The organism is Umezawaea tangerina, from assembly GCF_003002815.1.
Lineage (GTDB): Bacteria > Actinomycetota > Actinomycetes > Mycobacteriales > Pseudonocardiaceae > Umezawaea > Umezawaea tangerina.
In genome coordinates, this window is record NZ_PVTF01000005.1 from 359,092 (window position 1) to 371,747 (window position 12,656).

Genomic DNA, 12,656 nt, shown 5'->3' on the forward strand with positions numbered 1-12,656 from the left:
AAGTCATCGAAAGGATGACAACATGCCCTCCGGTGACTACGAGACCCTCCGCAACGCCGTCGGCTCCTCCCACGACCTCTCCCCCGGCCAGGTCCTGGCGGCACTGACCCTGATCCGCGAGCTCCGCGCCGAACTGGCCGACTGGGAACCCCAGCTGATCGCCGCCGCACGCCACCTCGGCACCAGCTGGGCGGACCTCGCCCCCGCCCTCGGCGTCGCGAGCCGCCAAGCGGCCGAGCGCCGCTACCTCAGGCTGCGCACCTCCGACATCGCCGGGTCCACCGGCGAACAACGCGTCCAAGCCGAACGCGACCGGCGCGCGGGCGACCGCGCAGTGTCCCAGTGGGCTCGGGACAACTCCGCCATCCTGCGCACCCTCGCGGGCCAGATCGGCGAGCTCGATCCCACGGTGCACCGCGCACTCGCCCAGGACGACCCCGCGGCCCTGCTCGGCCCACTGGCGGGAGCCCAGGCCCACCTCCGCACCACCCACCCCGCACTGGCCGACCGCATCGGAACGGTCGGCGAACACACCGACCGCGTCCGCCGCGACACCCAGACCCAACGCGACCAGGCCACCCCCGGCAACGACCTGCCGACGTAGCCGCGCCCCGGAACCCGGTGGTACGGCCGTACCGAGGGAGCTGGTCGGCGTCAGCGCGCGAGCCCGCGCAGCAACACGTCGACCAGCCGTTGCAGGCTGCGTCGGAAGGCAGCGGGGGTGACGGAGGCGTCTTCCTTGGCGCCGCGCGCCGCGTCGTAGACCACGCGTGCCGCCTGTGCGGCGGTGAGGTCCAGTGCGGCCAGGTCGAGCTCGCCGTCGCGTTCGCCGTCCTTCAGCACCTGCTCGAGCACGCGCAGCGACCGCGTCCGCGAGGCGCGGGTGATGTCGCCGCAGACGCGGCTGTTCTCGTCGAGCAGTTCCGCACCGTGCTCGGAGGACGAGGTGAGCGCGACGAAGGGCGCGAAGCGGGCCAGCAGGGCGGCGTGGAGACGTCCGGCGACCGGGCCGTCGGAGGTGGTCGCGGCCCGCATCGCGGTGAACTGCTCGTCGTGCAACTTCGCGACGATCGTGCGGAAGATGTCCTCCTTGTCGGCGAAGTGCGCGTAGACGGTCGGCCGGGAGACACCGGCCGCACGGGCGATGGACTCGATCGAGGTCTTGCGGAGCCCGTCGGCGAGGAACGCGTCACCCGCGGCGTCGAGGACGGCCTGACGCGCTTGGGCGCCGCGCAGCGGTTTCGAGGTGTCACTGGTGGCCACCGGACAACCCTAACCGCCGTGTGGACCGCGTGGACGACAACGCGCCGAAGAACGTTGACAACCTGCCCGACTTCGTTAACAGTTTCCTCGTGACCGTAAAGCAGCCGGATTACCCGCCCCTGCTTCGCCCACTCCCCCAAGGCATGCGTCGCACACACCCCGAGGAAGAAGGACGGGCATGAACACCGACCAGACGTACGTCACCTGGCCCAGGGCGCACGAACCCGCGGGCGCCGACATCCACGCGGTGAACCGGGGCGTGACGAGTGCGAGCCCCCAGCAGGTCTGGGAGTGGGTGACCCGCCCCGATCTGTGGCACCACTTCTACGACAACGCCAAGCGGATCGAGCACCTCGACGGGCCGTGGCCCCGGTTGGGCCTGGGATCGCGGTTCCGCTGGTCGACCTTCGGCACGACGGTGACGACGACGGTCACCGAGTTCGAACCGTTCGAACGGTTGGCGTGGACCGGATCGGGCGCGGGCTCGACCGGCCACCACGCCTGGCTGCTGCGAGCCGACGGGGGTGGTGGAACCACGATCATCACCGAGGAGACCCAACGCGGGCGGATGGCCCGGCTGAGCCGCCCCCTCTTCCGCCCCAGGATGCTTCGCCAGCACCAGCTCTGGGTCGACGGCCTGGCCCGCGTGTCCGCGGCGGGCCCGCCTCCACGAACCGGTGCCCCAGCCGATGGGGCCGCGTGATGACGACCACCCTTGGGACCGGTCAGCCGGTGTGCGAGTACCCGTGGAACGCCCCGGCCACCACGGGGTTCAGCAGCCGCTCGATCTGCTCGACGGGCCGCGTCGCCAACTCGGTGCCGATGGGTGCCAGGGCGAGCCAGTTCAGCATGCCCGCCGCGCACCGCGTCCGGAAGACCAGCTCCTCCTCGTCCACCTCCGGAAGCTGTGCGCTCAGCACCCGGAGAACGGTCCGGCGGCCCTCCTCGAACTTGCCGTTCAGGCGCTCCCACCCCTGCGGTGGGTCGATCCCGGCGCGCGCGACGGTCCGCATGACCACCAGGTCCTGCCCGCCCGCCGCGAACGCGAGCACCATCGGACGGGCGAACGCCGCGGCCAGCTCTTCCAGTGTCGAGGTGGGGTCGAGATGGGCGACAGCTTGGAACTGCGCGTCCAGGTACCGTTCCAGCGCGTGTTCGACCGCCGAGTCGCACAGCGTCTTCAACGACCCGAAGTGGTAGCTCACGGCGGCGACGTTGGCTCCGGCGTTCTCGGTGATCTCGCGGAGCGTCACGCCTTCCTGGCCGCGTTGCGAGAGGAGCTCCATGGTGGCCGTCAGCAGTTCTTGTCGCGTGCGCTGACCGTTCTCACGGCGCAGATCGGACCTTCCCGTGCCCATGACCCGAAGTCAATCACTTGCTCGACACAAAGTCGAACAAGTGATTGACTTCATGGCGCCGCGGACGCGACCGGCACGCGAACCGGGAACGCCTCAGCGACCGCCGACCGCCGCTTCCCAGTCGATGGTCACGCCGATCTGGCTGTACATGGCGGTGAACCCGACGAAGCAGTCGAACTTCTCGATCTTGCCGTTGCGCAGGTACCAGAAGTCGGCGGTCGGCACATCGATCTTCGCACCGTTCCCCTTGAGGTCGCCCGCGGGCGTCGGCAGCGTCCCGGTGAACGTGCCCTGGATCGACAGCTCGACGGCCACCACGTCGCCGTCCACGGTGATCTTCCGCAGGTCGCGGTGGACGTCGGGGTAGATGCCGGCCATGGTGGTGAGCACGTCACCCACCGCCTTGCCCCGGTAGGTCCGCCCCGCGACCATGTCGTTGAAAACCCCGTCCTTGGTGAAGCCCTCGACGTACGCCGGGACGTCCAGGCTGTTGCCCTCCGCCACGCGGTAGGCGCGCAGGACCACCGCGAGGTTGACCTTCTCGCGATCGGTCAGGTCGCGGTCGGTGAGCGGCAACTTGGCCAGGTCGCTCCCACCCGGACCGACGTCGACCCGCGTTCCTCCGGTGGAGGTCGCGGCTTGCGACGACGCCACCCCGACCACCAGCGCCAGGCTCGCGGCCACCGCCAGAACGGCGGTCGTCTTCCAGCTGTGCACCCTCATGTCCATCCCCTTCAGGAACAAATCAAATGATTGTTTGACCTTACGACCCCGAGGGGACTCCTTGTCAAGCGCTTGTTTGATTACCCGGTCGCGGACATGGCGCGAGCGGCCACCAACCCACGATCAACCCCGCTGTGTCCCCAGTCACATCGAAGCGACCGCGGGCACCCGTCCTTCCGCGCCGCGCGTGTACCCGTGTCCGGGCAACCAGGCGCCGACCGTCGAATGCCGGTCGCGCCCCCGTTCTTGTCAGGCACTTCCGAGTACAGGAGTTCGAAAATGGCGTGGAAGACCCGAGGACGTCCGCTGCGGGCGTCGCACGTCAAGGCGATGTCGCTGGCCGCAACGCTGATCCTGGTGCTGCCAGGGCACTCCGCCGCCGGTGCGGCCGGACCGCCGACCCTGTCCATCGTCGACAACGAGACCCAGCCGGTCTTCTCCTACGCCGACGCGATCGTCGAGTCCGTGTCGGTCGAGACGGGGCAGGACACCGATGGTGACGGCGTCGTCGACCACGTCTACGTGGACGTCATGCGCCCGAGGGAGGGCGAGCAAGGGCTGAAGTCGCCGGTCCTGCTCACCGCCACCCCGTACAACGAGGGCTTCGAGGACCCGGACAACGAGGGGATCCCCCGTGGTCAGGCCTTCGGTGCGGGGCCGGGGTTCTCCACCAGGATCCAGGGCGATCCCAAGACCGACCTCTTCGTGCCGCGCGGATACGCCGTGGCGCAGATGCAGGTCCAGGGCACGGGCCGCTCCACCGGCTGCACGGACGTGGGCGGTCCGCACGACATCGCCGCGGTCGCCGCGGTGACCGCGTGGTTCACCGGTTCCGGCAAGGCCTTCCACCTCGACGGCTCCCCCGCCACCGCCGAGTGGAGCACGGGCTCGATCGGCATGTACGGGCACTCCTACGACGGCGCGCTCCAGGTCGGCGCCGCCTCCGCCGGTGCGCCGGGCCTCAAGGCCATCGTCCCCACCGCACCGGTGACCGACTGGTACTCCTGGTCCCGTTCCAACGGCCTCACCGCCACCCCGCACCGCACCTCCGAGCTCGCCGACATGGTCGCGGGTCCGGACGCCAGGCAGGTGTGCGCAGGCCACGTGGACTCGCTCGTGACCGGCGAGGACGCCGACACCGGCGATCGCAACGCCTTCTGGGACGGGCGCGACTACGTCCACGACATGAACCGGTTCACCTCGCCCGTGCTCTCCACCTGGGCCCGCGACGACAACACCGTCGACTCCGTGCAGTTCGCCGGTCTCTGGAAGGCGTTGGGGGACAACGGCATCCCCCGCAAGCTCTGGGTCCTCGACGGAGACCACGGCGCGAGGCCCGACGGCTGGCGCTACCAGGACTGGAAGCGGACCCTGCGCCGCTGGATGGACCGCTGGCTGGTCGGACTCGACAACGGCGTCGACCGCGAACCCGCCGTGGACACGCAGGGCGAGAACGCCCCGGAAGGCGAGTCCCCCGCCGAGGTCACGCCCTCCTGGCCGCACCCGGCCTCCCTACCGGTGCGGCTGTACGCCGGGGACATGGCCGGCGGTTCCGCACCGCTCACCACCGAGCCGTCCGCGACCGCCGACTTCCCCATGGTCCGCGACACCAAGGTGGGCCCGCTGCTCAAGACCCAGCCCGCTCCGGGGCCGCCCTACCGGATCTTCGCCGTCACGCCGCCCGCCGCGGCCGACACCCGCTTCTCCGGCACACCGGCCATCACCGCCACCGTCCGGCCGCACACCAGGAGCACCCCGCTGTCGGCCTACCTCGTCAGCTACACCGACGGGGTGAAGGGCATCAAGGTCCTGTCGCACGGGTTCGTCGACCTCAAGAACCGGAACTCCTCCTACCGACCGGAACCGCTCGTCCCCGGTGAGACGGTCACGATCAGCTGGGAGATGAGCGCGCTGGACCGCACGGTGCCTGCGGGACAGCGCGTGGCGCTGATCCTGTTGGGGGACAACTACAACTCGGACACGACCCCCGACCCGGACGCCGATGCCATCGACTTCGACCTGACCAGGACCACCATCACCGTGCCCGTGGTGGGTGGCCGCGCCGCGATCACCCTCTAGGACCGGAGCGCCGACACCGATTTCGGCAAGCTCACATCTGCATGAAATCGGCACCACCCCCACGACTGTCCGGAACAAGGAAGATGCTGAGTCGGCCGTGACTCCCTCCGGCGATCCGCCGGAGGGAGTCCGCACAGTCCGGACTGCCGGACACGACGACGAAAGCGGGTTTGGAGAGGTCTCCGACCACCCTCCTGGCGAAGTCGGTCAGATGACCCGGATCAGGCCGTTCGGGAAAGAGGTGGAACATGATCTGACCGCGCCCGTCGATCACGCTGGCAACGTGATCCGGCCAGCCCTCCTCGCGGTACCCCTCGCGGTCGACCCGGTAGACCTTTCCGAAGAACAGCTTCGCGCCTGCCCTCGCGGATCTCGCACGAATCACCGCCATGGCACCCAGGACGTCCGCGGGTGGCGAGCTTCGCGCGGGGTGCAACCCCAGCTCACCGAGGACCTTCGACACCGTGGGCGGGGACAGCGACAGTCCGAACTCGCGATGGACGAGCAGGCGGACGACAGCGCGAGTCCACAGCGCCGCGTCGAAGCCGAAATCGTCCGGATCACGGTCTCTGATGAGCCGGTACAGCTTCCTCAACTGCTCATCCGCGAGCGAGGTGGGGCGACCCACGAACCGTCCGGACGTGATGGCGTGCGATCCACCCCGACGATACCTGACCAGCCAATCCTGGACCACGGAGTGGCCTACACCGAGAACGTCGGCCACCAGCTGCGAATCGTAATCTTCCTCGTCGATCAACCGGACAAGGCGTAGACGATCCTGCGGATCGATTCTGCGACGCGCATCGCCCATGCTTCTACTTTCACCTCACGGGCGCGTGTGCACACCATGACCAGAACGGCCGTCACACCTCGTGGAGCGACCGCCGAAGCCCAACAGGCGAAATGTTACGAGCTCGACGATCGCAGTTCGTCACCGGTCAGCGGACAGTTGCTTGTAGCTCCTCAGGGGGACAAGCCCGCGAAGCCGCACGACCGGCCCAGTTCACGTCGGTGAACAGTTAAGATCGGATCGGCCGGTTGAGACGGAGAGTGGATCCCCGAGTAGCGCGAGTGCTGCGAACGGGCCAGTCCGGATAGTCCGCTTGCGCTATGAACTCAGCGCGGAAAATGGCAAAACGGACCACACCTCCGAAAGTTCTGCCTTACACGCCCGAGTGCCGGAATCGGTTGCCGCGGCGGTTTGCGCAAAATATTCGGACTGTTTCTTTCCGTTATTGCGCCGCCCGATTCCCGAATAGGCTGCGACAACATCCCAATCACACAGGAGGGGAACCATGCGAACCGCGTCGTCCCTGTTCACAGCCGCCGTGGCGGCCGTCGCCGCCTCTCTCGGCGTCGCGATCCCGGCGAACGCCGCCGTCACCCCCGGCGACTACGTCGCCATCGGCGACTCCTACGCCTCCGGTGTCGGCGCCTACCCGTACAACTCCGACAGCGGGGCCTGCAAGCAGAGCCCCAACAGCTATCCGCGGAGCTGGGCGAGGAACCACCCCGCCTTCACCCTCAAGGACATGACCTGCAGCGGCGCCACGATCGCCGACGTGGAGAACACGCAGCTGGGCGCACTCGGCACCGCGACGAGGCTCGTGACGATCACGGTCGGCGGGAACGACGTCGGCTTCACCGACTCGGTCACGACGTGCCTCACGGGCAGCGACGACGCCTGCGGCAACGCCGCCTACGCCAGCGCCTGGCGGGCGCAGCTGGTCGTCCCGCCGAAACTGCGCGCGCTCTACGCCCAGGTCAAGGATCGCGCCCCGAACGCCCGCGTCGTCGTGCTGGGCTACCCCCGCCTCGTCGACCCCGGCACCGGCAGCTGCGGCGCGATCACGCCGAGCGCGACCAAGCGCCAGTGGCTCAACTACGCCGCAGACCAGACCTCCGACGGGATCAGGTCCGCCGCGGGCGACGCGGGCGTGACCTTCGTCGACGTCCGCCCGGCCTTCGCCGACCACCAGGCGTGCGGCACCGCGCCCTGGATCAACGGGGTCGACCTCAGCCACTACAGCGAGATCTTCCACCCGAACCACGACGGCCACGCCGGTGTGTACACCTACCTGCTCACCATCCAGACCGACCTGGTCTAGGCGACAGCACCGGTGACGGTGCGCCGTGTCCGAGCCGCCGGGTCAGGTCGTGGTTGAACTCGGCCACCGGCTCGACGAAGTCGCGGTAGGGCTCGTCGTACGGGTCCTTCATCCCCACACCGCGGGAGGGGTTCTCGAGGTAGCCGCACCAGTGCCAGCCGAGCAGCCAGGGGTGTTCGGCGTACCTGCCGATGGTCTCGATGTAGTGCTTCGCACGCGTGCGCTGGTCGGGGATGTCGGAAGCGCGGTGGGGGCTGGTCGGGGTGGCGCACCAGTTGCCGGTGTCCGCGATCAGGATCGGCTTGCCGGTCGTGTCGTGGAGCTGGTCGAGGACGTCGACGGCCGCGGCGAGGCGGTCGGCGCCGGCGCCGGTGAAGACCTGGACGGCCCAGGCGTCGACGTGGGGCGAGGCGGCGGCGATCACCGGTTCCGGCATCCCCGCGACCATGCCGTACCGGTCGCCGAAGACGAGGTGGTCGGGGTCGTGGCGGCGGATCGCCTCCGACAGGGTCCGGTAGTAGGCCTCGGCCACCTCGTACAACCCGTCGGACGTGTCGAAGCCGGCGCCCGCGGGGTGCCCGGTCCAGCGAGGCGCGTCGGTGAACAGGTATCCGACGAGGCCCTTGCTGCCGACGTGCGGGAGGACGTGCTTGCGGGCCAGGTAGTCGCAGTACTCCGCGAAGTCGGGGCCGCGCGGGTCGCGGTACGCGGGGAAGGCGTTCCAGCTTTCGATCTCGAGGGGCCGCAGCGGGACGAAGTAGGGCAGGTCGGCCAACAGGTAGTCACCCGGCGCCCACCCCGTCGTGTGCGCGATGTCGACCAGTCCGCCGCCCACCGCGAGCTCCCGACCGGTGACGACCTCCTCGGTGGCGCCGATCGTGGTGAAACCCCACGCGCGCAGGTCCGCCTCGAGCCCGTCGCGGAGCCAGGCCTGCTTGCCCCCGTACCGCCGGCGCCAGATGTCCAGGTTGTGCGGGTACATCAGGTTGGTCTCGTCGGCATGGGTCACACCGACGCTGATGAACCTGGCCCCCTCCGGGTCGACGAGCGACCAGCGGTCGGACTCCTTGACGACCCGGAACGCCTGTGGGATCACGAAACCACGCCCTCGTGGCGGTTTCCTCCGGCGGACATCAGGCAACCTCCGCGGCGTAGGACGCTACCGGGAAGCGCCCGGCTTGAGCGGTGAACACCTGATGCTCCCGCTGAAGCCGTTGGGTGAACTCGGCGGTGGCCGTCGGGCCGTAACCGACTTCCCGGTCACCCCTGTTGATACCGGCGTAGGCCACGTCGACGAAGTCGTCCACGGGGGCGCCGTGCGGGTTGTCCAACCCCGCCAACCCGGTCGCGACAGCAGGCGGCACCAGTTCGACGACCCGGACGGCGGTGTGCGCGAGCGCGAACCGGAGGTTCGTGGTGTAGCTGTGCAGCGCCGCCTTGGCCGCGCTGTAGAGCGGCGCGAACGGTTGCGGTACATAGGCACCGCCCGAGGTGACGTTCACGATCGTCGCGGGCCTGCCATGAGCCAGCAGCGTCGGAATCAGCAGGTGGTTCAGGTGGACGGGACCACTGAGCAGGACGCGGATCTCCGCTTCCCGTTCCTCCCAGGGCGCGTCGTCGGAGGCCAGGACCACCCGGCGCTGGACCCCCGCGTTGTTGATCACCAGGTCCACCTCCGGCATCACCGCCGACACGTGCTTCGCCAGCGCTTCACGTGAAGCGGCGTCGCCGATGTCGCTGACGACCGTCTCCACACCTCGCGCGGCCGCCTGGGCGAGCGAGGCCGTGGATCGACCTGTCACCAGCACGCGCGCACCGCTGTCGAGGTAGCGCCGCGCGAGTCCGAGTCCGATGCCCCGGCTTCCTCCCGTGATCAAGACGGTCTTGACTGTTTCCATGTAAACAGCATAGCGCCTTGTGTTTCCATGTAAACACGTCGGTAGGATCCGGCCATGAGCCGACCGCTGACCGACGACGAGATGCGCCATTGGGTCGACTGGAAGCGCGCCACCGACCGCGTCCGGGACGACGTGCTCCGGGAGATCGCCGAGTCGACCGGCCTCTCCGGCGCCGACTTCTCCGTGCTGACCAGGGTCGTCGAGTCCGAACGGCCACCCCGGCAGCAGGACATCGCCGACGCCCTCGACTGGTCGCGCAGCCGCCTGTCCCGCCAGCTGTCCCGCATGGAGGAGCGCGACCTGGTCGTCCGCACGACCACCGTCGCGGCGACGGTGGTCGAACCGACCGACTCCGGGAGGGAGCTCGCCCGCGCCGCGCGGCGCGCACACGCCGAAGCGGTACGCCGAGCACTCCTCGACCGCGTGGACTCCGACGTCGCGACGCAGTTCTGGACGGCCGTCCGCGCGCTCGGACGACCACCGGCCTGAGGCACCGAACACGCGGGATCGTCGAGCTGCGAGGCGCTCGGCCGCTTGAGCACCCACACTTCGACGTCCCATTCCGGTGTGCGGATGTCCGAAGTGGACGGTGTCGATGAGCAGGACCGGATCGCGGCGACCGACACGTCCCGCGCAGGCCGTAAACCGCTTGAACGCACCGGGGCGTGCCGTTACGAGAACGCTGACGTCACAACGTTGTGACGTGTGCGGCAAGGAACCGAGCTTCGGCAACCACGTGGCCCGACTGGGGCGCAACGCCCAGAGGCGACGGGTGTTCGGGCGCTCGGCGCGGATGTTCCGGCCGAACATCCAGTCCGTGAAGACCACCATCAACGGCACGCCGGTCAAGCTCAAGGTCTGCACGGCGTGCCTGAAGGCCGGAAAGGTCCAGCGCCGCACCTCGTAGCGCTGGTGGACCACCGCCTGCGGCTTGGCGTCAGGACTTCGAGACCGAGCTGGGCCGTCGGCCCGGTCGCGGCCCGCCGGCAAGGTGGGCCAGGTCGTCCAGCCGAGGAGGGCTCGGCAGCTCGTGATCCGCGGCGGTATCGGACAGTCCGGCGAGGAGGATGGCCAGAGTGCGCTGCCACGCGGCGCCTCTGGTCGTGTTCTCCATGCTGCTCTGCACAGCCAGGAGCACAAGAAGAAGATCTTCGGGCACCACGCCCGCCCTCAGCACACCCGCATCCTGCCCGGCCTTGATGAGCTTCAGTTGCCGCTGCCGGAGCTGACGCCGCAAACGACCCGCGATCGGCGAGTCCGGCAGCGGGAGCGTGAACGTCCGGATCAGGCTGCGATCGACGAGCCCGCGAGCGCACAGACCCCGAACGTAAGCGATGACCGCTTCTTCGGGCGCCAACGCGAGCGCGTCGTCAGCGGTGTTCACGTGCTCCTGCAGACGCTGTTCGATGACGGCTTGGACGAGCTGCGCGCGGTCGAAGTGACGCGAAAGCGTTGCCACACCGACTCCTGCGGCGGCGGCGACCTCGGACAGCGGCACCTCGCAACCGTGCTCGGCGAAGACCACGCGCGCGGCGCTGATGATCCGAGCACGACTTTCCACCGCGTCCCGTCGTAGCGGCTTCGCATCCATGCCCCGACCCTAGCATCTGGAAGTAATACTTCCATCTTCTGTCGGGCCGCGGTACGGTCACCGCGATGTGGAACAGTTTCTTCCACATCGCTGAACGACCGGTACCAGGGCCCCTGGGCGTTCGACACTGGAGAAATCCGCAGGTGAGGAGGTGCCACATGGGGACGTCCGTCGGTTACGAGTCGGTCGAGGTGGAGCTACTTCCCGGACTGGATGTGGAAGGGGTTCCAGGGTGTACGGCTGACTCGGCAAACGCTGGCCGAGATGGAGAAGCCGGTGATCGCCAGGGTCAACGGGGACTGCGTCGGGTTCGGCCAGAGCATCATGTTCGGCTGCGACCTGATCGTCGCCAGGGAACACGCGGTGGTGGCGGACGTGCACATGGACCTGCAGAAGATCTTCGGTTTCGACACGGTTCCGGGTGACGGCGGAGGTGCGCTGGTGCCCTTGCACATGTTCCCCGCCAAGGCGATGGAGTACCTGCTCCTCGCCAAGCCCTGCACGGCCGCCGAACTGGCCCGAATGGGGGCGATCAACTACGCGGTGCCACCCGAGGCAGCAACGGCAAGCCCAACCCCAACCTCTGATCAGGAGCCTCGCTTGCGAGCCATCGTCTACACCCGCCCCGGCACCTCCGACGTCCTGTCGCTGGCCGAGCGCGACGTTCCCGAGCCCGGACCGGGCGAAGTGCGGGTCCGCCTGATGCGTGCCGGGGTCAACCCCACCGATTGGCGATTCCGCGTCCGACCGCTGTCGTTCGACGAGGTGACGCCGGGCCAGGACGGTGCCGGTGTCGTCGACGCGGTGGGGCCGCAGGTGGCCGATGTCGCGGTCGGCGACCGCGTCTGGCTGATCCTCGCCCAGCACCAGAAGCCTTACGGCACAGCGGCTGAGTACGTGGTGCAACCGACCAGCCACGTCGTTCCCCTACCCGACGGGGTGAGTTTCGACGTCGGCGCCTCCATCGGGGTGCCGGCACTGACCGCGCATCGTGCTCTGACGGTGCACGATGGCGGCCCCTCGCATCTCGGGCCAGGTGCGATGGCCGGACTGACGGTCCTGGTGCAGGGCGGTGCGGGCGCGGTGGGCAACGCCGCGGTCCAGTTGGCGCGCTGGTCGGGCGCGACCGTTGTCACCACGGTGAGTTCGGCGAGGAAGGAGGCGTTGGCCAAAGCCGCCGGTGCCCATCACGTCGTCAACTACCGGCAAGGCGACGCCGAGAGCGCGATACGCGCGGCCGCACCCGACGGAGTGGACGTGGTGGTGGAGGTCGCTCCGGCCCAGAACAACGCACTGGACCTCGCTGTTCTGAAAACCGGTGGCACCGTGTCGATCTACGCCAAGCACGGCGGCGACGAGTACTCGGTGCCCCTGCTGGAGACCTACTTCAAGAACCTCCGGTACCAGTACCTCGTCCTGTACACCCTGCACGCCGAGGCACTGGCGCGGGCGACGGGCGACGTGACGACGGCCATCGCCACCGGGGGCTTCCGCGTCGGCGAGGACGCCGGGCTCCCGATCCACCACTTCCCCCTCGCGGAAGCCGCGGCGGCGCAGGACGCGGTCGAGCAAGGAGCGGTCGGCAAAGTTCTCCTGGACGTGGCGGAGGCATGATCGCGACGCTGACCGGCGCACT

The 12,656-nt window shown here is 69.0% G+C and carries 14 protein-coding genes; 7 read left to right on the forward strand and 7 right to left on the reverse strand.

Annotated elements, in window-relative coordinates; genetic code table 11:
• Positions 1–22 precede the first annotated feature (22 nt).
• Positions 23–604, forward strand: coding sequence for an HSP18 transcriptional regulator (locus tag CLV43_RS19140; RefSeq protein WP_106188568.1), 582 nt, complete (start codon positions 23–25; stop codon positions 602–604).
• A 50-nt stretch (positions 605–654) separates the two neighbouring features.
• Here the strand turns inward: CLV43_RS19140 and CLV43_RS19145 are convergent, their stop codons facing one another.
• A complete protein-coding gene (locus CLV43_RS19145) occupies positions 655–1,263 on the reverse strand; it encodes a TetR/AcrR family transcriptional regulator (protein WP_106188569.1) in 609 nt (202 codons plus the stop codon).
• Between the two features lie 178 nt (positions 1,264–1,441).
• Here CLV43_RS19145 and CLV43_RS19150 point away from each other — a divergent pair, with 178 nt between their 5' ends.
• Positions 1,442–1,966: an SRPBCC family protein gene (locus CLV43_RS19150; RefSeq protein ID WP_106188570.1), complete on the forward strand. Its 525-nt coding sequence runs from the start codon at positions 1,442–1,444 to the stop codon at positions 1,964–1,966.
• 22 nt (positions 1,967–1,988) lie between these two features.
• On the opposite strand, the gene CLV43_RS19155 is transcribed toward CLV43_RS19150, so the two are convergent.
• Positions 1,989–2,621 carry a TetR/AcrR family transcriptional regulator gene (locus CLV43_RS19155; protein WP_211304417.1) on the reverse strand — a complete coding sequence of 211 codons (633 nt, stop codon included), beginning with the start codon at positions 2,619–2,621 and terminating at the stop codon, positions 1,989–1,991.
• 93 nt (positions 2,622–2,714) lie between these two features.
• The gene (locus tag CLV43_RS19160; RefSeq protein ID WP_106188820.1) at positions 2,715–3,344 is read right to left on the reverse strand and encodes a nuclear transport factor 2 family protein; all 630 of its coding nucleotides are present in this window, start codon (positions 3,342–3,344) and stop codon (positions 2,715–2,717) included.
• Between the two features lie 279 nt (positions 3,345–3,623).
• On the opposite strand from CLV43_RS19160, the gene CLV43_RS19165 reads away from it, so the two are divergent.
• Positions 3,624–5,423 carry a CocE/NonD family hydrolase gene (locus CLV43_RS19165; protein ID WP_170155906.1) on the forward strand — a complete coding sequence of 600 codons (1,800 nt, stop codon included), beginning with the start codon at positions 3,624–3,626 and terminating at the stop codon, positions 5,421–5,423.
• A 31-nt stretch (positions 5,424–5,454) separates the two neighbouring features.
• On the opposite strand, the gene CLV43_RS19170 is transcribed toward CLV43_RS19165, so the two are convergent.
• Positions 5,455–6,234 carry a winged helix-turn-helix domain-containing protein gene (locus CLV43_RS19170; RefSeq protein ID WP_106188573.1) on the reverse strand — a complete coding sequence of 260 codons (780 nt, stop codon included), beginning with the start codon at positions 6,232–6,234 and terminating at the stop codon, positions 5,455–5,457.
• Between the two features lie 484 nt (positions 6,235–6,718).
• Between CLV43_RS19170 and CLV43_RS19175 the strand changes: the two genes are divergently transcribed.
• On the forward strand, positions 6,719–7,531 hold the full coding sequence (locus CLV43_RS19175) for an SGNH/GDSL hydrolase family protein (RefSeq protein ID WP_106188574.1): 813 nt from the start codon (positions 6,719–6,721) through the stop codon (positions 7,529–7,531).
• On the opposite strand, the gene CLV43_RS19180 is transcribed toward CLV43_RS19175, so the two are convergent.
• Together CLV43_RS19180 and CLV43_RS19185 are read right to left on the reverse strand one after the other, a co-directional pair.
• Positions 7,506–8,627 carry an agarase gene (locus CLV43_RS19180; RefSeq protein ID WP_106188575.1) on the reverse strand — a complete coding sequence of 374 codons (1,122 nt, stop codon included), beginning with the start codon at positions 8,625–8,627 and terminating at the stop codon, positions 7,506–7,508. The genes CLV43_RS19175 and CLV43_RS19180 overlap by 26 nt on opposite strands.
• A 37-nt stretch (positions 8,628–8,664) precedes the next feature.
• Positions 8,665–9,519: an SDR family oxidoreductase gene (locus CLV43_RS19185; protein WP_245886681.1), complete on the reverse strand. Its 855-nt coding sequence runs from the start codon at positions 9,517–9,519 to the stop codon at positions 8,665–8,667.
• Here CLV43_RS19185 and CLV43_RS19190 point away from each other — a divergent pair.
• Positions 9,484–9,918: a MarR family winged helix-turn-helix transcriptional regulator gene (locus CLV43_RS19190; protein ID WP_106188577.1), complete on the forward strand. Its 435-nt coding sequence runs from the start codon at positions 9,484–9,486 to the stop codon at positions 9,916–9,918. The two genes, CLV43_RS19185 and CLV43_RS19190, sit on opposite strands and share 36 nt — an antisense overlap.
• Positions 9,919–10,024: 106 nt before the next feature.
• Complete coding sequence (rpmB, locus tag CLV43_RS19195; protein ID WP_211304418.1) at positions 10,025–10,336, forward strand: 50S ribosomal protein L28; 312 nt, start codon at positions 10,025–10,027, stop codon at positions 10,334–10,336.
• A 30-nt stretch (positions 10,337–10,366) separates the two neighbouring features.
• On the opposite strand, the gene CLV43_RS19200 is transcribed toward rpmB, so the two are convergent.
• Positions 10,367–11,020: a TetR/AcrR family transcriptional regulator gene (locus CLV43_RS19200; RefSeq protein WP_106188578.1), complete on the reverse strand. Its 654-nt coding sequence runs from the start codon at positions 11,018–11,020 to the stop codon at positions 10,367–10,369.
• A 213-nt stretch (positions 11,021–11,233) separates the two neighbouring features.
• Between CLV43_RS19200 and CLV43_RS19205 the strand changes: the two genes are divergently transcribed.
• A complete protein-coding gene (locus CLV43_RS19205; RefSeq protein WP_106188579.1) occupies positions 11,234–12,634 on the forward strand; it encodes a zinc-binding dehydrogenase in 1,401 nt (466 codons plus the stop codon).
• The last annotated feature ends 22 nt before the right edge of the window (positions 12,635–12,656 follow it).

What these genes read in the sequence shown, in the direction of transcription:
- CLV43_RS19155 (WP_211304417.1), bottom strand. Translation starts at nt 2,621, where the DNA reads ATGGGCACGGGAAGGTCCGATCTGCGCCGTGAGAACGGTCAGCGCACG.
- CLV43_RS19160 (WP_106188820.1), bottom strand. Translation starts at nt 3,344, where the DNA reads ATGAGGGTGCACAGCTGGAAGACGACCGCCGTTCTGGCGGTGGCCGCG.
- CLV43_RS19150 (WP_106188570.1), top strand. Translation starts at nt 1,442, where the DNA reads ATGAACACCGACCAGACGTACGTCACCTGGCCCAGGGCGCACGAACCC.
- rpmB (WP_211304418.1), top strand. Translation starts at nt 10,025, where the DNA reads ATGAGCAGGACCGGATCGCGGCGACCGACACGTCCCGCGCAGGCCGTA.
- CLV43_RS19140 (WP_106188568.1), top strand. Translation starts at nt 23, where the DNA reads ATGCCCTCCGGTGACTACGAGACCCTCCGCAACGCCGTCGGCTCCTCC.
- CLV43_RS19200 (WP_106188578.1), bottom strand. Translation starts at nt 11,020, where the DNA reads ATGGATGCGAAGCCGCTACGACGGGACGCGGTGGAAAGTCGTGCTCGG.
- CLV43_RS19170 (WP_106188573.1), bottom strand. Translation starts at nt 6,234, where the DNA reads ATGGGCGATGCGCGTCGCAGAATCGATCCGCAGGATCGTCTACGCCTT.
- CLV43_RS19205 (WP_106188579.1), top strand. Translation starts at nt 11,234, where the DNA reads ATGTGGAAGGGGTTCCAGGGTGTACGGCTGACTCGGCAAACGCTGGCC.
- CLV43_RS19165 (WP_170155906.1), top strand. Translation starts at nt 3,624, where the DNA reads ATGGCGTGGAAGACCCGAGGACGTCCGCTGCGGGCGTCGCACGTCAAG.
- CLV43_RS19190 (WP_106188577.1), top strand. Translation starts at nt 9,484, where the DNA reads ATGAGCCGACCGCTGACCGACGACGAGATGCGCCATTGGGTCGACTGG.
- CLV43_RS19185 (WP_245886681.1), bottom strand. Translation starts at nt 9,519, where the DNA reads ATGGCGCATCTCGTCGTCGGTCAGCGGTCGGCTCATGGCCGGATCCTA.
- CLV43_RS19175 (WP_106188574.1), top strand. Translation starts at nt 6,719, where the DNA reads ATGCGAACCGCGTCGTCCCTGTTCACAGCCGCCGTGGCGGCCGTCGCC.